Source organism: Agrobacterium sp. 5Ca39, assembly GCF_055382365.1.
This window is the reverse complement of the sequence record NZ_AP026437.1, coordinates 1,431,704-1,447,527: the sequence shown is the minus strand read 5'-3', so window position 1 is coordinate 1,447,527 and position 15,824 is coordinate 1,431,704. Positions and strand designations below refer to the sequence as shown.

General features: G+C 59.8%; 17 protein-coding genes. 8 read left to right on the top strand and 9 right to left on the bottom strand.

All coding sequences use genetic code 11. The annotated features are described in order from the left end of the window. Positions 1-67: 67 nt before the first annotated feature. The 3 genes from trhO to ACZ47E_RS20375 all read right to left on the bottom strand — a co-directional run bounded on the left by trhO (position 68) and on the right by ACZ47E_RS20375 (position 2,567). Complete coding sequence (gene trhO, locus ACZ47E_RS20385; RefSeq protein WP_004445192.1) at positions 68-1,012, bottom strand: oxygen-dependent tRNA uridine(34) hydroxylase TrhO; 945 nt, start codon at positions 1,010-1,012, stop codon at positions 68-70. 174 nt (positions 1,013-1,186) lie between these two features. Beyond that, positions 1,187-2,095, bottom strand: a complete 909-nt coding sequence (locus tag ACZ47E_RS20380; protein WP_278067591.1) for a CHAD domain-containing protein — start codon at positions 2,093-2,095, stop codon at positions 1,187-1,189. Further along, entirely contained in the window at positions 2,079-2,567 is a 489-nt protein-coding gene (locus ACZ47E_RS20375) for a CYTH domain-containing protein (RefSeq protein WP_006700246.1), read from the bottom strand. The genes ACZ47E_RS20380 and ACZ47E_RS20375 overlap by 17 nt, the downstream gene beginning before the upstream one ends. A gap of 171 nt (positions 2,568-2,738) precedes the next feature. Here ACZ47E_RS20375 and ACZ47E_RS20370 point away from each other — a divergent pair, with 171 nt between their 5' ends. From ACZ47E_RS20370 to ACZ47E_RS20355, 4 genes are all read left to right on the top strand, one after another. After that, positions 2,739-3,377: a 2-dehydro-3-deoxy-phosphogluconate aldolase gene (locus tag ACZ47E_RS20370; protein ID WP_006700245.1), complete on the top strand. Its 639-nt coding sequence runs from the start codon at positions 2,739-2,741 to the stop codon at positions 3,375-3,377. Between the two features lie 108 nt (positions 3,378-3,485). Continuing rightward, positions 3,486-4,181 carry a tellurite resistance TerB family protein gene (locus ACZ47E_RS20365; RefSeq protein WP_004445183.1) on the top strand — a complete coding sequence of 232 codons (696 nt, stop codon included), beginning with the start codon at positions 3,486-3,488 and terminating at the stop codon, positions 4,179-4,181. Positions 4,182-4,374: 193 nt separating this feature from the next. Then, complete coding sequence (locus ACZ47E_RS20360; RefSeq protein ID WP_278067590.1) at positions 4,375-5,067, top strand: GNAT family N-acetyltransferase; 693 nt, start codon at positions 4,375-4,377, stop codon at positions 5,065-5,067. After that, the gene (locus tag ACZ47E_RS20355; protein WP_004445178.1) at positions 5,054-5,302 is read left to right on the top strand and encodes a hypothetical protein; all 249 of its coding nucleotides are present in this window, start codon (positions 5,054-5,056) and stop codon (positions 5,300-5,302) included. Before ACZ47E_RS20360 ends, ACZ47E_RS20355 begins: the two co-directional genes overlap by 14 nt. Here the strand turns inward: ACZ47E_RS20355 and ACZ47E_RS20350 are convergent. From ACZ47E_RS20350 to ACZ47E_RS20340, 3 genes are all read right to left on the bottom strand, one after another. Then, complete coding sequence (locus ACZ47E_RS20350) at positions 5,293-6,342, bottom strand: nickel/cobalt transporter (protein ID WP_278067589.1); 1,050 nt, start codon at positions 6,340-6,342, stop codon at positions 5,293-5,295. The two genes, ACZ47E_RS20355 and ACZ47E_RS20350, sit on opposite strands and share 10 nt — an antisense overlap. Next, positions 6,336-6,977, bottom strand: a complete 642-nt coding sequence (locus ACZ47E_RS20345) for a DUF1007 family protein (protein WP_004445173.1) — start codon at positions 6,975-6,977, stop codon at positions 6,336-6,338. The genes ACZ47E_RS20350 and ACZ47E_RS20345 overlap by 7 nt, the downstream gene beginning before the upstream one ends. A gap of 106 nt (positions 6,978-7,083) precedes the next feature. Continuing rightward, positions 7,084-8,262, bottom strand: a complete 1,179-nt coding sequence (locus ACZ47E_RS20340) for a hypothetical protein (protein ID WP_278067588.1) — start codon at positions 8,260-8,262, stop codon at positions 7,084-7,086. Between the two features lie 271 nt (positions 8,263-8,533). Here ACZ47E_RS20340 and ACZ47E_RS20335 point away from each other — a divergent pair, with 271 nt between their 5' ends. The 3 genes from ACZ47E_RS20335 (at position 8,534) to ACZ47E_RS20325 (ending at position 11,458) form a co-directional block, all read left to right on the top strand. After that, entirely contained in the window at positions 8,534-8,821 is a 288-nt protein-coding gene (locus tag ACZ47E_RS20335; RefSeq protein ID WP_004433441.1) for a hypothetical protein, read from the top strand. 517 nt (positions 8,822-9,338) lie between these two features. Next, a complete protein-coding gene (locus ACZ47E_RS20330; RefSeq protein ID WP_072493031.1) occupies positions 9,339-9,986 on the top strand; it encodes an outer membrane protein in 648 nt (215 codons plus the stop codon). 290 nt (positions 9,987-10,276) lie between these two features. Beyond that, a complete protein-coding gene (locus ACZ47E_RS20325) occupies positions 10,277-11,458 on the top strand; it encodes an MFS transporter (protein WP_278067587.1) in 1,182 nt (393 codons plus the stop codon). Between the two features lie 221 nt (positions 11,459-11,679). Here the strand turns inward: ACZ47E_RS20325 and ACZ47E_RS20320 are convergent, their stop codons facing one another. From ACZ47E_RS20320 to ACZ47E_RS20310, 3 genes are all read right to left on the bottom strand, one after another. Then, a complete protein-coding gene (locus ACZ47E_RS20320) occupies positions 11,680-12,672 on the bottom strand; it encodes a WD40 repeat domain-containing protein (protein ID WP_034496759.1) in 993 nt (330 codons plus the stop codon). 481 nt (positions 12,673-13,153) lie between these two features. After that, positions 13,154-14,266, bottom strand: a complete 1,113-nt coding sequence (locus ACZ47E_RS20315) for a CobW family GTP-binding protein (RefSeq protein ID WP_035207166.1) — start codon at positions 14,264-14,266, stop codon at positions 13,154-13,156. 113 nt (positions 14,267-14,379) lie between these two features. After that, a complete protein-coding gene (locus ACZ47E_RS20310; protein WP_035207167.1) occupies positions 14,380-15,180 on the bottom strand; it encodes a creatininase family protein in 801 nt (266 codons plus the stop codon). Positions 15,181-15,259: 79 nt separating this feature from the next. Here ACZ47E_RS20310 and ACZ47E_RS20305 point away from each other — a divergent pair, with 79 nt between their 5' ends. Continuing rightward, the gene (locus ACZ47E_RS20305) at positions 15,260-15,769 is read left to right on the top strand and encodes a MarR family winged helix-turn-helix transcriptional regulator (protein ID WP_004445162.1); all 510 of its coding nucleotides are present in this window, start codon (positions 15,260-15,262) and stop codon (positions 15,767-15,769) included. The last annotated feature ends 55 nt before the right edge of the window (positions 15,770-15,824 follow it).

Genomic DNA, 15,824 nt, shown 5'->3' with positions numbered 1-15,824 from the left:
GGCGGGGAGAAGAAACACGCGGCGCCGCTCTATCCAAATTTAGATACAGTCCTGTAGCTACCTGGGCTTACCGCCCCAGATGCCGCTCGCCGCGCTTCTTTGCGAGGTCGATCTGCTGTTGCCGGTCGCGGAAGCGCTGGCGGTCTTCTTCGCTGCGCTCATCGTAGCAGCTCGGGCAGGAGACGCCTTCCTCGAACTTGGGTGACAGGCGCACTTCCGGGGTGATCGGGTTGCGGCAGGCGTGGCACAGCTGGTGGTCGCCTTCGGCCAGGCCATGCACCACCGACACACGCTCGTCGAAAACGAAGCAGGCGCCCTCCCACAGGCTTTCTTCTTCCGGCACTTCTTCCAGATATTTCAGGATGCCGCCCTTCAGGTGATAGACCTCGTCGAAGCCCTGCTCCTTCATGAAGGCCGTGGCCTTTTCGCAGCGGATGCCGCCGGTGCAATACATGGCGATCTTCGGCTTGTTGTGCAGGCCGGGATTGTTCTTCACCCAGTCCGGAAACTCGCGGAAGGTTTTCGTCTTCGGATCAACTGCACCCTTGAAGACGCCGATGGCGGTTTCGTAATCGTTGCGGGTATCGATGACGATCGTGTCCGGGTCGGAGATCAATTCGTTCCAATCGCGCGGGTCGACATAGGTGCCGACGATCCGGTTCGGATCGATATCAGGCACGCCCATCGTGACGATCTCTTTCTTGAGCTTCACCTTCAGCCGCACGAAAGGCATGTGCGAGGCGCGGCTTTCCTTGTGCTCCAATGCCGAAAATTCCGGCTGGGCGCGCAGGAAGGAAAGCACGGCGTGAACGCCTGCATCCGGGCCGGCGATCGTGCCGTTGATGCCCTCGGCGGCCAGCAGCAGCGTGCCCTTGACGCCGTTCTTCTGGCAGAGCTCGAACAATGGCTCACGCAGGCTCTCGAACCGCGGCAGGCGGGCGAAATGGTAAAGCGCGGCCACAAGGAAATCGCCAGAGACTTCCGGGCGGGGGAGAATGGTCGTGTCGGTCATGGCCGGTGAAATACAGCGACGGCGGCCGCAAAGCAATATTTATCGGTGGGTTCGGGCATTTTGAAAATCGTCAATCGGGAGGATTTGTAGGCTTCCTGTCATTCCTGCTGCCGTGTGCAGGCAACGGGATGTCGCAATGACGGAGGTGAGCGAGCGCCGAAAGTGGCGTTTGGCCTACTTCGCCGCCTGCCGCCACAGCAGGCCGACGATGCGGCTTTCCGTGCGGGCAGATTCGGAAAAGACCTCATCTGCCAGTTCAAGGCCTTCGGCACGCAGCGCCTGCTGCCTTTCGATGATGGCGTCGAGCAGCAGCGCCAGCCGTTCGCCGTTGCCAAAGCGGTCGGGCTCGCGGTCGGCCACGGCGGCGAGAACCGAGAGATCGTGTTCGTGGCCGAGAATGTCGACCAGTCGCTTGGTATCGGCGCGCTTGGCGCGCATGGCGGATGGCCAGATACGCCTCATCAGACCAAGATGCATCCAGTAGGTCTGGCCGGCCTTGCGCAACTCATGGAAATGCTCGACATCGGCCTGCTCGTGGCAATCGGCCAGCGCCCGTCGCGCCCGTTTCCTCTGCCGCGCCCAGCTTGTCCTCAGTAGCCGGGCGCTGTTCTTGAGCTCATCCGGCAGCGATAGCGTCTTCAGCCGTTCACGTCCCGCCTCGCAGCCAATGATGGCCGCAGAAATCGCCTCGTCCAGAGCGGCCTCGTATTTCACCGCATGATCCCGACGCGCGCGCAGCATCGCCGTGATGGACCGCCGCGCCTCACCCTGTGTATCGGAGAGCGCGAAAGCCTCCAGATATTCCGCCGTTTCCACCAATGCCGTCGCATCACGGGCGAAGGCGAGCGAACGGGCAATATCCCGGAAGCGGGCATTTTCCTCTCGGCTGAAATCCGGCGCCGCCTTTCGGATGAGGCGGTAGAGGGCCCGCAGCCGCTTGAAGCGCTTGCGCGCATCGTGCACGGCCTCGTGCGGGCCGGACGGACGGTTATGCAGGATGGTGACCGTGTCTTCGATCAATTCCAGGCCGGCGCGGCGGATTTCATCGTCAAAGGGCTTTTTCGGATCAATTCTGAAAGGCATCCGACAGGTCTCCGCTCTGGTCGTCCGTGGCGAGGGACTGGTTGGAAAAGCGCCTGTCGCCCGTTACCTCCCTGCCTAGCCAGGCAGGAAGATCCGGATCGGCATTTTCGTCATCCATCTCCACTTCCGCCACGATAAGCCCCTTATATCGGCCTTCGAAAACATCGATCTCCCAGGTGAAGCCGCCGTGATCAACCGTGTGCCGCGTCTTCTCGATCACCACGCCGGGCGCGCTGGCCATCAGTTCCTCGGCATCTTCCAGCGGGATGGGATATTCATATTCGTCACGAACAAGCGCGCTTGCGCCGATCTTGATGGTGAGTGTCGCGTCACGCCCGTCGACGATCCTCACCCTGACCGAACGATTTTCCATGGAGGCGACATAGGCCTGCCGGAAAGCCATGCTATGCGTTACCTCATCGCGCCATTCACCGCCTGCAACAAGAAACTTCCGTTCGATTTCCTTGGCCATGCTGTCTCCGCAAACTGGTGCGCCAGACTATCGCAAGACAGCTTGATGAAGAAGCGAATTGATTGAAGTATCAGGGCAAAAAATGGCCTTGCCATGCCTCGACATCAAAGCCGGGGCAGGCTAATCGGTAAACGGGATTTCAATCGTTTCAATCGCGCAAGGAGGCTCATCTTGGCCCAGGACTCCGAAAAACTTCTCTCCATCCTGAAACTTCAGCCGGTCGTGCCGGTGCTGATCGTGGATGACGCCGCCTCCGCCGTGCCGCTTGCGCGTGCTTTGGTCGCTGGCGGTCTGAAGGCAATCGAGATCACCATGCGCACGCCGGCCGCGCTGGACGCCATCCGTGCTGTTGCGGCGGAAGTGGAAGGCGCCAATGTCGGCGCCGGCACCATTCTCAATGCGAAGGATTTCGAGGCGGCTGCCGAAGCCGGTTCCACCTTCATCGTCAGCCCAGGCATCAACAAGAGCGTGCTGGAAGCTGCGCGCAGCTCCAGGGTGCCGCTGCTTCCGGGCGCCGCCACTGCCAGCGAAGTCATGGCGCTGCGCGACGAGGGTTACAAGGTGCTGAAGTTCTTCCCGGCCGAACAGGCTGGCGGCGCACCTTACCTAAAGGCGCTGTCTTCGCCGCTCGCCGGCACCGTCTTCTGCCCGACCGGCAGCGTATCGCTCAAGAACGCAAACGACTATCTCTCCCTGCCGAACGTCGTCTGCGTCGGCGGCTCCTGGGTTGCCCCACGCGAACTGGTGGCGACGGGTGATTGGGCGGGCATCACCAAGCTTGCCGCCGAAGCTGCTGCGCTGCGCGGCTGATTTGTCTCCTGTCAAACCCGTTCACGAAGGCGTGAGCGGGTTTGACATTTATAATCGGCCCACGGCTTCCTATCTCCCCTGTAGATTTGACCTCTACAGGAGATTTTGATGTTCGACGCCAAGAAGCTTCTTGAACAATTCCTCGGCTCGCAGGTGCCGGGCCTTTCGGGAAGCGTCCGTGACAGAGCCGGGCAGGCCGCCGATATCGCCAAGAACAATCCCCTCAAGGCCGGTGCTCTCGCCGCCGCAATCCTGGGCACCAAAACCGGCCGCAAGCTCGCCGGCAACGTCGCCACCATCGGCGGTGTCGCCGCCATCGCTGGCCTCGGTTACCTCGCCTACAAGAATTACAAGTCAGGACAGGCGCCGGAAGCCGCGCCGAAACCCGAGCCGGAACTTCTCGCTCCGCCCGCCGATTCCGCTTTCCATCCGCAGTCGCCGGCGCTTTCCAATGATTTCGCGCTGAAGCTCATCCAGGCCATGATCGCGGCTGCCAAGGCCGACGGGCATATCGATGAGAAAGAGCGCGCCAATATCATGGACAAGGTGCAGGTTTCCGGCCTCGATAGCGAAGCCGAGCGTTTCCTCGAAAAGGAACTGGCCGATCCGCTCGACATCGACGCGCTGGTGGCCGCTGCCCGTACGGAAGAGCAGAAGGTGGAGCTTTATACCGCCTCGCGGCTTGCCATCGAGGCCGATACGCGGGCGGAGCGGGGGTATCTCGATCTTCTTGCCGGGCGGCTTGGGTTGCCGGATGCGCTGGTGGATCACATCGAGGCGACGGTGGTGGCGGCGAAGGTGTAGGTTGGCGTTTGGGCTTGGGCGTGAAGGTTTGAGCGTGTGGCTTCCCCCCTCTGCCCTGCCGGCAGAGGGGGGTGAGCCACGCCCACCGAGGATGATAAGCGCCCCGCCGAGATCACCGCATCCCACCCCCACATCCACTGTTGTCATCCCGCCCGGCTTGCCCTAATCCTTCTCCCAGCAAATGGGGAAGAGAATGCGCGATCTGAGTGAATTCAAGGGATGTCCGGCGCCGCAGCCGGTGGTGCTGAAGGGCCGTTATGTAACGGCGGAACCGTTCGATCGCGACAAACATCTGGAGAAACTCTGGGCTGCGCTTGGCGGCGAAGGCACCAATGCGCTGCTCAGATATTTCCCGCAAAGCGCCTTTCCCGATGCGGATGCCTTTGGCGACTGGCTTGTTGGCGCTGGCGAAAAGCTTAACTGGGTGACGCTGGTCTTTGTCGAAAGCACAACGGGCGAAATCGTCGGCATGGCGAGCTACATGCGGCCCGATCCCGCCAATGGCGTGGTAGAAGTCGGCTCCGTCGCCCATGGGGCGAAAATGAAACGTTCCCCGCTTGCCACCGAGGCGCATTACCTTATGGCGAAGCATGTGTTCGAGGATCTGGGGTATCGCCGTTACGAGTGGAAATGCCACAACGAAAATGAGCCCTCCAAGACGACGGCGAAGCGTTATGGCTTCACCTTCGAAGGCGTCTTCCGCCAGCATATGATCTCGAAGGGGCAAAATCGCGATACGGCGTGGTTTTCCATGATCGACGGCGAATGGCCACTGATCGGCAGGGCCTTCGAGGCCTGGCTTTCACCGGACAATTTTACAGCTGACGGCACGCAGAAGCGCAAGCTTGAGGATATTCGCGCGGAGCTTGCCCATGCCAACGCCTGAAAAGCCAAAGCCCGAGACGCCAACCGCCAGAAAGGATTGGTCGCCTGCCATTGCCGCGGTGCTCATCATCCTCGGCTTCGGGCTGATATTCTTCATTATGCCTAAAATCATGTTGTGGCTCGGGGATTATTCGCCCTGGCTGGCGGCCGCCTTCGGCACGGTGGCGGTGCTCTGTTTTTTCCTGCTGTTCTGGCTGCGGGCGCGTTACCAGCGACGCCATAACGATCAGAACTGAAGCGACGCCCCGAGCAGCATCAGGCCCATCAGCAAGACGAAGAGCGCACCGGCGATTTCGATCGCGTGGCTGATGCCGGCCGCCCTGCGGCTGCCGGGGCCGGCGAAACGCACGGCCAGACCCTTGGCGGAGACGGCCATGATGGCGAGGACCGAGACCGTGATGGCGGTGCCGAGCGACATCGCAAGGACGGAGAGCACACCGCCAAGATAAAGCCCGTTCAAAAGCGCGAAGCTCATGACGATGATAGCCCCCGAGCAGGGCCTGAGCCCTACAGCGATGATGGCTGACCATGCCTCGTGAAGACTGAAGTTCTTTGCCCTCAGCAGCATCGGATCGGGCGCATGGGATTTGCCGCAGGCGGTGCAGAGGTCGCCCGGGCCGTCATGGGCGTGATCGGCAAAAACCGGTTTGCCCTGAAACCGCAGCCCCGTGCCCATGCCGGTGGTTCTTGCTGCCGGTGCCTCACCCGCCACAGCGAAAACGGTGGCCTGCTCGCGCCGGATGCGCAGCGACCAGAGTTTTCGCACCAGCAGCCATGCGCCAAACAGGGCGACCATGGCGAAACTGGCGATTTCCATCGCCTGTGTCGCTTTCGTCATGGTGATTGAGGTGCCGCGCAGCACCAGCCAGGCCGCGCCGACAAGGCCGATCGCGACAGCGCCCTGAATGAGCGCCGAGACGAAGGAGATGACGATGCCACGTCTCAGCTGCGTTTCATTGGCGATCATGTAGGAGGAGATGACCGCCTTGCCGTGGCCGGGACCGGCCGCATGGAACACGCCATAAGCAAAGGAGAGGCCGATCAGCGAACCGAGCGCCCAGCTGTCCTCGCGCATCGCCTTCAGCGCGCCGGTCAGCGCCCGGTAGAACATCTGCTGGTGCACGTTGATCCACTGCATCAACGGGGCGAAAGGCCCGCCGACGGAAAAGGACGGTTCGGCCGAGCCTATGCCGAGCGGCGATTGCGCATGGGCCGCGCCGGCCACGGCAATGAAGCCGATGACGACGGCAAGCAGGCCGACCCGGCGGCTCAGCATGTGACCTCCAGCCGCGTGGCAAAGAGCTTGGTCATGTCTGTACCGGTGGGATCGTTGAAAAAGGCATCGGTGAGCGTATTCTGGTTCTGGGAGATCACCTCGTCCGGATCAGGGCGCACCACATGCTGCTTGCAGGCCTTCAAATCCTTGCCCTCGGTGGCGATATCGCCGTCCTTGGCGAAATCGATCGCCGTATACATCGTCGGATCCCACGCGCCAAAGCTGAGCCTGCCCTTCACCGCCAGAGGTTTGAGCGGTTTCACGGAAAAGAACATCAGAATCTGCTGGTCCTTGTAATCCACATGAATGGCGTCGGGTTTACCGAACTCCACCGGTTTCCCGTCAGCGGTGATGAAGGTGTAGTAGGAATATTCGGCCAGCGATTCCAGCACGGTATTGCCGATTTCGGCCAGCTCGTCCTTGTCGAGTTTCAGATCGCTGTTCTTGTCGTAATCCATCACAACGCTTGCTGAGAACATCTCGTCGAAACGCCAGATGTTGCGCACTTCCTGGATGGTCCGGTTTGGCCCCTCGACGATTTCCATCCGGGCTTCGGCAAAGATATGCGGATGGGCGGAGGCGGCGACGGGGATGCAGGCGAGGCCGGCCGCGAGAAGCAAAAATCGTCTGTACATTATCCGGTCTGTCCTGCCGTCGAATCTGGAAGGTGTGACTCTAGCAGAAATTGGGACCGAATTTCGACCCGATGCGTCCGAACCTTCGCGCAGGTTGAGACGGAGTTCAGAAGGTGCCGCTGAAACGCGAGGTGACGCTCGAGCCATCATAGGCAAGGTCGGTATCGCGCTCGTCATGCAGCAGGCGGTTGAACTCCACCTCCAGCTTGCTGTTCTTGCCGGTATCGAAAGAGAGGGTGGCGACCAGCCGGCGCTCGCTGGTATCGTAATTGTAATAGATCCAGTCCTTGTGGACCTGCTGCAGCGCGAGGTCCAGGCCGACCTTCTCGGCCAGCCTGCTTTTCACGACGAACTGCCAGCGACGGTGAAATTCGGCGATCGGGTCGTCGGGATCGAACAGGGCGTAATCCTGCGAGAAGCCCACGCCGAAGGCGATGCTGTCCGTGGCCTTCAGCTCGGCTTCCGCCCGGAGATAAGGCCGGGTGCGCTTCACCTTGTCGCTGATCTCGTCTCCGGAAATGGAGGTCAGCCCAGCTTCGGCAAGCACCGCGAGACGGTTCGAGAACCTGTAGCCGTAAGCAAGCGAGCCGCGCAGCGTATGGGCCGGAAACCGCTCATATTTTTCCTGCTGCCCTTCCGGCACGAGAACGCGGTCATAGGCGATCGTGATGCCAGCCTCACCGCCGGCGAGTGGCCGTTCATGTTCCGCCTTCAGCGACAGGAGCGCCTCATTGGCCTCCAGACGCGTGGGGATGAAATAGGCCGGGCGGAATCGCGCCTCGCCTTTCATCAGGCTGGTAAGGCTGGCCGTCAGCTTGTTCTTGCCGCCAAGGGCGAGGATGCCAAGCTGGGAGGAGGCTTCAAGCTTGTGATCCAGTTGCCTGTATCCGATATTTTCTTCCGGCAGGTGCAGGAAAATATCGCCGGCATCGCTGCGGGTGCCGCGCAACTCAAGAGCCCATTCCAGCTTTTCGGAAAAGCGTCTGGTCAAACCCAGCGACGCGATGGTGTTATGCTCATTGGCAAAACGATAACGGGGAAGGCGAACCTCTTCCTGCTCAAGCGAGTAACGCAGTTCCGCCCCTTCAAGCGCGATCTTGCCCGTGAGCCCGAGGCCTGCGCGCAGCGAAATGGCGCTCAAGCGATTGGTGTCGGCGAAATAATTGCTGTCATAGGAGATGCCGGATTTGTAGGTGATAGTGTGCTCATCGGCCTTTTCTCCCGCCCACCCACGGCAGGCGCAGGCAAGCCCGAGAACAAGCGCGATATATCCCCCCAGCCGCATTTGCATCTCCGGTCGCTAATTAAGCAATATCTTATATTTGGATGGTTAATAAAGTTTCCTGCTCGGTTTTACTGCCTCCGCCAATTGTGCCGGCCGATATTGTTTGCAAACGGAGCGAAAGGGCGGAGGCGAGATATGTAGTATTTGATTAAAATCGCCAGTATTAGTGTTAATCGTTTATTGTAATATTAGCCTTTGCTTGAATTAGAATCCTCTAAATATACAGTTCAGTTACGCCAGATGGCGTGATCAAACAAAAGAGGAGAGAGAAATGATTGCAAAGTTCGCTTGTGTAGCCGCTATTCTTACTGTCGCTTCCGTTGGTCAGGCCAATGCGGGCGGTCTTCTGGGTGGCATCCTGTCCGGCAACAGCAACAAGGGCGGCGCCCTTGTCGTGGTTTCGCCGAGCATCGATCTCGGTGTCAGTGGCATCCTGTCCAATAACGGGATTTTGAATGGCAACAAGACCGGCATCCTGAACGGCGTGCTGAATGGCAACAAGACGTCCGTCGATGTCATCGACAACAAGAATGACGGTGGCAAGAAGCGCCGGCACTAAGGAATGAAGAAAGGGATGGCGAAACCATTGTCTTTCGCCATCCCGCTCTGACGGGACAGCTCGAAGATCATCAGGGATTTTCGACGCAGACGATGCGCGAAGCGCATAAGCCGGCGATGCACCTCGAGTTGCGTGTGTTTGACGCATGGTATTTCCGGCAAGAACAAACGGCGCATCGCATGACTGAAGGGGGCCCTCGGGCTCCCTTTTTTTGGAGGACGATCCAGCTGCGTCGTCGCGCTCGCCGATCCTTGAAGTGCCTTAGAAAGATGCGTGCATCCGGTGTATTTATGTTTGGATATTCTAATTTTACTTTAAATGAAATAAGAAGTTATAATGTAGAAATATACAATATACTTTATTATTCTCTCGTTTTGGCGTCATTGTTACTTGTTTTTAACGTTTGGATGCTTCAATTAGAACGTGTCCCCGACTCGTCGTCGTGACCGTGATTTCGGCGGCGGGTATGTTCGAGGCCCGCTTCGTGGCGGGTAGGGCAGTTTTGAAGGAGCAATTTATGTTGAAACAATCATTTCTCGTCTTCGCCGCACTTGGCGTTCTTTCCGGCGCAGCCATTGCTGCTGATGCCGTTAGCGACATTCCGGCGGCGCCTGCTGTCAGCGACGCTGCGCCTGCCTTTTCCTGGGATGGTTTTTATGCCGGTGTTTCCGGTGGCTATGGCTGGAACCGTTTGAAAGCCACGGAAGACGGTGACACCGAAAAGCATAGTTTTGATGGCGGTCGCTTCGCGGGCTTTGCCGGTTACAATGCGGAAGTGGCGCCGTCAGTCGTTCTCGGTGTCGAGGGCGACCTCGGTTACGCCTGGGGCAAAAAGACGATCGAGCTCAGCAAGGTTTCCTCGGGCTTGAACGGTTCGGCACGTCTGCGTGCCGGCTATGCCATCGACCGCGCCCTGATCTACACCGCCGGCGGTTACACCGCCACGAACAGCAAGATCAAGACGCCTTTCGGCAACACGAGCGAGACGCTGAATGGCTGGACGATTGGTGCGGGTATCGATTACGCCTTCACCGACAACATATTCGGCCGTCTCGAATATCGCTACAACGATTTCGGCAAGAAGACCTACACTATCCAGAACCTCTCTGCCGATGGAAAGCTCAGCGACCACGTCGTTAACGTCGGTCTCGGCGTGAAGTTCTGATTGGCGGTTATTCGTACCGGCGGAACGCATCGGGCGACAGTCAAGCAGTATCAATCCATAACCTGCCCGGTGGCGAGAACATCCCCGGGCGGGTGCCCTTAATCGAACGACACTTGCTTTCCGCTGAAGCAGGTCCAGCCGTGGGCGATAGACATCCTGAGTGGAGAGAAGAGGTCTCGTCTTCTTCCAGCGACGAAACGGCATGCAGTGTTGAGCTCAGGCTTGAACAGCGGAGCGTTTTGATGTGATGGTGGGTGCCACCCTCGCTTGCCAGCCTTCAGACGATTCCCATGCAACAAAAAAGCACTTTGCCGGGCGCTTTTGATCGCCAGGCCTATATGATCGCGTTGCTGGTCTTCATTGCCGGCAGCACCAATGCCGCCGTTGTGCCATTTATCGGCTTCTACATCATTCAGGTGCTTGGTCATCCGCCGGCCACCGTCGGATTTTACAGTGTGACGGCGGCGCTGGCTTCGATTGTCGCAAGCCGCGTTTATGGTGAGCGCGTTGATGCCGGGATGCGGGTGAGGCCGCTTTTGTTGCTTTCGGTGTGCGGCGCTCTTGTCGCGGCTGCGGCGGCAAGCTTTGGGCATATGGCGCTGCTGGTGGCCGTAACGGCGACCGGCATGGGGCTTTCCAACGCCGCAAGCACGCTCATTTTCAGTTACGGTCGGTATCATGGCCGGGTGAAGGGGCTGGACACGGCCGCCTATAATGCCTTCCTGCGGACGATGGTGTCGCTGGCATGGATGCTGGTCCCCGCCGCCGCCTATCTGATCTTCGACCTTGCGGGTGCGAAGGCGGTATTCGTGAATGCCATCCTGATGGCCGTCATCTGGGGCGGTCTTGCGCTCCTCGTCGTGCCGTTGAACCAGACAAGCCCGATGGAACGGCGGCCGCAGGGCGAGGGCGACACGCGGCGCAATATGCCGCTGCTTCTCGCCGCCGCGGCCAGTTTCTGCATGTCTTTCGCCCATGCGCTCTGCGCTTCGGCATTGCCGGTGTTTCTGGTGCGTGAAGTGGGGTTGCCGGACTATGCGCCGGGCTTGTCGCTCAGCGTCAAATGCGCCATGGAAGTTCTGCTTATTCTTCTTGCGCCGCGCATCATGCGCCGGATCAGCGCACGGCTGCTTCTGAGCGGCGCGGCGATAACGGCGATAATCGCCTTCAACATCATCGCTTCGGTTACGACCCTGCCCGCAATGCTGGTGGGGGCTGCGATGGAGGGTGCCTATTACGGCCTTTTCGCCGGCACCTGTCTGACCTTCGTGCAGGGCTTTGCCCGTGGACGCACGGCGCGGGCAACGGCGCTTTATATGAACTCGATTTTTCTCGCTGCGCTGTTTGCGGTGCCGCTAATGGGGTTCGTATCGCAATATGCCAGCTTCGGGGCCTCGATCCGGCTCGCCTCGGTCGGTGCGGGCGCGGCTTTGCTGCTCTTGTTCCTCACGCGGCGGCAGGTGGGAGAGTAGCGTATTGCAGGGGGCAGCAATCCTGCACAAAGGCTTGGCGGCGACATTGCGGACGACCCTCGTTCCTGTGCCTGTCACAGGATTCCGGTCGACGCGCGTCTGCGCGACGGGAGGCTCCTTTCAGCCCAGGGACTTGGGCTGGCTGGATTCCTGTGACAAGCACAGGATGAGGGAGCGAGATTGGCCGTGGGATAAGCGGCCGCCTCGCGGGCGGCCAGCCCTCAAGCCGAAATGTCGATAATCCCGCAATCGCCCGCTTCTGAAGCGAAGGCGAGCAGCTTGCCGGTGGCGCTCCAGTCCATGGATGTGATCGCACCCTTGCCGGGACGACGCAGCAGGGCTTCCTTGCCATCTGCGAGGCGCACGCCGAGGATCATGCCGTCGATGAACCCGATGGCGAGCACATCTTCCACGGGGTGGAAGGCGACATTGGTGACCATGATGTTGGCGCGGGTGCCGAGTTCCTCCGGGGCCTTGCCCATCGGACCATCCTTGCCGGAGAAGGGCCAGACGATGGCGGCCGGTGCGCCCGATGAGGCGAGCCATTTGCCCTTTGCCGACCAGGAAACGGATTTGACCTTGGCGGGATAACCCGTCATGCGCATATGGCGGGCCTCCATGCCGCCCTTAGTGGCTTCCATCTTCCAGCCGTGCAGGGCATTTTCCTGCATGGTGGTGACGAGGAACTTGCCGTCGGGCGAGAAGGTGACGCCGGTATGCGCGCCCTTCCATTCGAGATCGACCGGATCGCCTGCTGTGGCGACCCAATGCAATGTCACGCCGTTATACCGGGCAACGGCAATGCGCAGGCCCTTGGGCGCAAACGCGATCGCCTCCACCGTGCGCTCTTCCTTGAATTCCTTGACCGTACCGTCCGGCAGCCGCACGAAGCTGGATTTGCCGACACCATAAGCAACCGCCTTCTGTGGCCCGCCGGCAACGACGCCCACCCATTTGCGCGGCACGTTGGCAATTTCGCTGAGGCTGCCATCATGGCCGATGCGCAGCACACGCCCGTCTTCGCCGCCGGAAAGCAGCGTGGCGCTGTAGGGGTCGCGAATGCAGGTCAAGAGCCCGTCATGCGCCTCAGTCACCTTCTCGCCGCCATCGAGCCGGTGAATGGTGCCGGCGGCGGTGGCAAACAGGGGAATGTCGCCGAGAAAATGGGTCGAGACCACGTGGCCTTCGATATCAAGCGGGGCAACAGTCGGCATGGGGCATCGGTCTTTCGTATCTGTGTCTGATTGGCGGGGCGTCATTCCCGCCGGCTGGCATGGTTCTAGAGCATTTCCGGCAAAAGCGGAACCGCTTTTACGTTCGGACGATTCGCGAAATCAAGGAGATAGAATTCTTTGCGGTAGAGGAATCATCCCTGCACAGCGGTTGAAAATCATTGATGTTCTGCGCTCCGGGCTCACCCCCCTCTGTCCTGCCGGACATCTCCCCCTCAAGGGGGGAGATCGTTCCGTGGCGAGGTTTCGCACCTCGCGACGGTCGAGAATGAAGTGAGAAAAGCGCGTCTTGCCGATCTCCCCCCTTGAGGGGGAGATGTCCGGCAGGACAGAGGGGGGTGAGCCCGGAGCACCGGAGCGTCAATGATTTCAACTGCCGTATACGGTGTCGAAGAACGCGCGTCGGGCGGATGACGAGCGCAGCCGTACCCCGGCTCAGAACCGGGGTGACGGAGGGATAAGATCAAGCCGTGGCGAGGCAGGCGTTAAAACTCTTTTCCAGCTTCTCGCGGTCCAGCTCACGGCCGATGAAGACGAGGCGGCTTTCGCGTTTTTCATCTTCCTTCCACGGGCGCTGGTGATCGCCCTCGATGATCATGTGCACGCCCTGCACCACGTAACGCTCGGCATCGCCCTTGAAGGCAATGATGCCCTTGAGGCGAAGGATATTCGGGCCGTCGGTCTGGGTGACCTTCTGGATCCACGGGAAGAACCGCTCGGGGTTCATCTCGCCGCCGCGCAGCGAAACTGACTGGACCGTCACGTCATGGATCGGGGAGACCGCGCCATGGTGGTGATGATCGTGGCCATGGTCATGATCGTGGTGATGATGCCCGTGGTCATGGTCATGATGATGATGGTCGTGATCGTGATGATGATGATCGCAATCAGGGCCGCAGACGTGGTCGTCATGGCCGTGCTCTAGGAAATGCGGGTCGTTTTCCAGCGCGCGTTCCAGGTTGAAGGCGCCCTGATCGAGAACCCGGGCGAGATCGACGCCGGAACGGGTGGTCTTGTAGATTCGGGCGGAAGGATTGATGGCGCGCACGATATCCTCGATGCGGGCAACTTCCTCCGGCGACACGAGGTCGGTCTTGTTGACGACGACAACATCGGCAAAGGCGATCTGGTCTTCGGCCTCGCGGCTGTCCTTCAGGCGCAGTGGCAGGTGCTTGGCGTCAACGAGGGCGACGACCGCATCAAGCTCGGTCTTGGCGCGCACGTCGTCATCCATGAAGAAAGTCTGGGCGACGGGCACCGGATCGGCAAGGCCCGTCGTCTCAACGATGATACCGTCGAAGCGGCCGGGGCGGCGCATCAGGCCTTCCACGACGCGGATCAGGTCGCCGCGCACCGTGCAGCACACGCAGCCATTGTTCATTTCGTAGATTTCCTCGTCGGATTCGACGATCAGATCGTTATCGATGCCGATCTCGCCGAATTCATTGACGATGACAGCGTATTTCTTGCCGTGGTTCTCGGAGAGAATGCGGTTGAGAAGCGTCGTCTTGCCGGCGCCGAGATAACCCGTCAGGACGGTGACTGGAATGGGCTTGGCTGTTGCTGTTTCGGTCATGGAAAACCCCGCGTGGAGAGAGGCCCGATGGCCTCAGGAAGATGTGTCGTCGTCCATATAGGCGCGACGCTCCGGCAGTTCAAAGAGATTTTGGCCGAATCCGGCCATCTCACTCAAATTTTGTTATGAAATAACGTTATGTCAAAAGCGTGGATATCTTCAAGCAGTTCGACAAGGCCGTTGACGGCGTGGGAAATCAGCCTTTCGCCCTTTTCCGCTGTCGCGGCGGCGGCGTTTCCGGCAACGCCATCGGGGTTGAGGTCGCTCATCAGCCAGCCGAATGCGTGTGGGCCATAGGCGCGCAGGTGTTTGAAGCGGCTGGCGAAATCGCTCTGGCGGGAGGGGAAATTCGCGGCCTTTTCCATTGCCACGCATTCGGGGTGAAGTGCCAGCATGACCGATGTCTCGATATCGCCGCCGTGAATATCAACCGCCTTGTCCTCCGGCTTCACGATGTCTTCCGGCACGCCGAAACGGGTCCAGCTCGTGGCGACCGCCAGCATGCCGAAACGGGCGCGGGCCTCGGTGGCGACGATGGTCATCAGCGGTGAATTGCCGCCATGGGCGTTCAGCATGACGAATTTGCGCACACCTCTTTTATGTTCCAACTCGGCGATGCCGAGCCACCGCTCGATGGCCTCATCGTATCGCAGCGTCTTCGTGCCCGGCACATTCATGTGTTCGATGGAATATCCGACCGGCTCCGCTGGCAGGAAGGAGACGGGCAGATGACCGGGCAAGGCGGCGGCAAGGCGGGCGACGATGCCTTCGGCAATCAGCGTATCGGTCTCGAAGGGCAGGTGGGGGCCATGCTGTTCATGCGCGCCGAGCGGCAGCACGGAAATTGCGCCTGTTGCGTGAAGATGAGGGTCTGTTACGTTTTCGTCGTGATAATGCGTGTATGAGTTTGGCATCTGGCAGTCCGCGCGAGCATTCGGTAAGGATTTCCAGCAACATATATCGGTTCCGCCACAGGGTAAAAGGCACTCGCGTATGAGCAAGGACAAATCCGGGAACAAGGACAAAAGCGCCAAGAAGGATAAGGGCGGCAAGAAGGTCAAGGACGCCAAAAAGAGGGATGAAAACTTCAACCCGGAGGAGTTGGCGCAATCGATAACCCAGGCCGCCCGCTCCATGCGTACCGCGCTCAGCCACAGCCTCGCCGAAAGCGGGCTTTATGCCGGACAGGACGGCGTCATCCTGGCGCTGGCGCAGGAAGGCAGCCTGACGCCGGGGCAAATCGCGCAGAAGCTGGGTGTCAAGGCGCCGACCATGACGCGCACCATTGGCCGCATGGAAGCCCAGGGTTTCGTGGAACGCAGCGGTGACGACGGGGACGGCCGTGTGACGCTGGTGAAGCTGACCGAAGCGGGCCTGAAAAGCGTCGAGCACATCAACGTTTCCATCGCCAATTGTGGCGCGAAAGCTGTCGAAGGCCTTTCGGCCAAGGATATTCGCAACATTGTTAAACTCTTGAAAGCCATAGACGCCAATCTTCAATAATTTTTGCTGAAATTTTTAAAAGAACCATCTGTTTTGCGGTTATTCCTTAAACGGG

Bases quoted from the DNA above. Each gene is read 5' to 3' on its own strand.
- trhO (WP_004445192.1), bottom strand. From the start codon at position 1,012: ATGACCGACACGACCATTCTCCCCCGCCCGGAAGTCTCTGGCGATTTC.
- ACZ47E_RS20380 (WP_278067591.1), bottom strand. From the start codon at position 2,095: ATGCCTTTCAGAATTGATCCGAAAAAGCCCTTTGACGATGAAATCCGC.
- ACZ47E_RS20375 (WP_006700246.1), bottom strand. From the start codon at position 2,567: ATGGCCAAGGAAATCGAACGGAAGTTTCTTGTTGCAGGCGGTGAATGG.
- ACZ47E_RS20365 (WP_004445183.1), top strand. From the start codon at position 3,486: ATGTTCGACGCCAAGAAGCTTCTTGAACAATTCCTCGGCTCGCAGGTG.
- ACZ47E_RS20360 (WP_278067590.1), top strand. From the start codon at position 4,375: ATGCGCGATCTGAGTGAATTCAAGGGATGTCCGGCGCCGCAGCCGGTG.
- ACZ47E_RS20355 (WP_004445178.1), top strand. From the start codon at position 5,054: ATGCCAACGCCTGAAAAGCCAAAGCCCGAGACGCCAACCGCCAGAAAG.
- ACZ47E_RS20350 (WP_278067589.1), bottom strand. From the start codon at position 6,342: ATGCTGAGCCGCCGGGTCGGCCTGCTTGCCGTCGTCATCGGCTTCATT.
- ACZ47E_RS20345 (WP_004445173.1), bottom strand. From the start codon at position 6,977: ATGTACAGACGATTTTTGCTTCTCGCGGCCGGCCTCGCCTGCATCCCC.
- ACZ47E_RS20340 (WP_278067588.1), bottom strand. From the start codon at position 8,262: ATGCGGCTGGGGGGATATATCGCGCTTGTTCTCGGGCTTGCCTGCGCC.
- ACZ47E_RS20335 (WP_004433441.1), top strand. From the start codon at position 8,534: ATGATTGCAAAGTTCGCTTGTGTAGCCGCTATTCTTACTGTCGCTTCC.
- ACZ47E_RS20330 (WP_072493031.1), top strand. From the start codon at position 9,339: ATGTTGAAACAATCATTTCTCGTCTTCGCCGCACTTGGCGTTCTTTCC.
- ACZ47E_RS20325 (WP_278067587.1), top strand. From the start codon at position 10,277: ATGCAACAAAAAAGCACTTTGCCGGGCGCTTTTGATCGCCAGGCCTAT.
- ACZ47E_RS20320 (WP_034496759.1), bottom strand. From the start codon at position 12,672: ATGCCGACTGTTGCCCCGCTTGATATCGAAGGCCACGTGGTCTCGACC.
- ACZ47E_RS20315 (WP_035207166.1), bottom strand. From the start codon at position 14,266: ATGACCGAAACAGCAACAGCCAAGCCCATTCCAGTCACCGTCCTGACG.
- ACZ47E_RS20310 (WP_035207167.1), bottom strand. From the start codon at position 15,180: ATGCCAAACTCATACACGCATTATCACGACGAAAACGTAACAGACCCT.
- ACZ47E_RS20305 (WP_004445162.1), top strand. From the start codon at position 15,260: ATGAGCAAGGACAAATCCGGGAACAAGGACAAAAGCGCCAAGAAGGAT.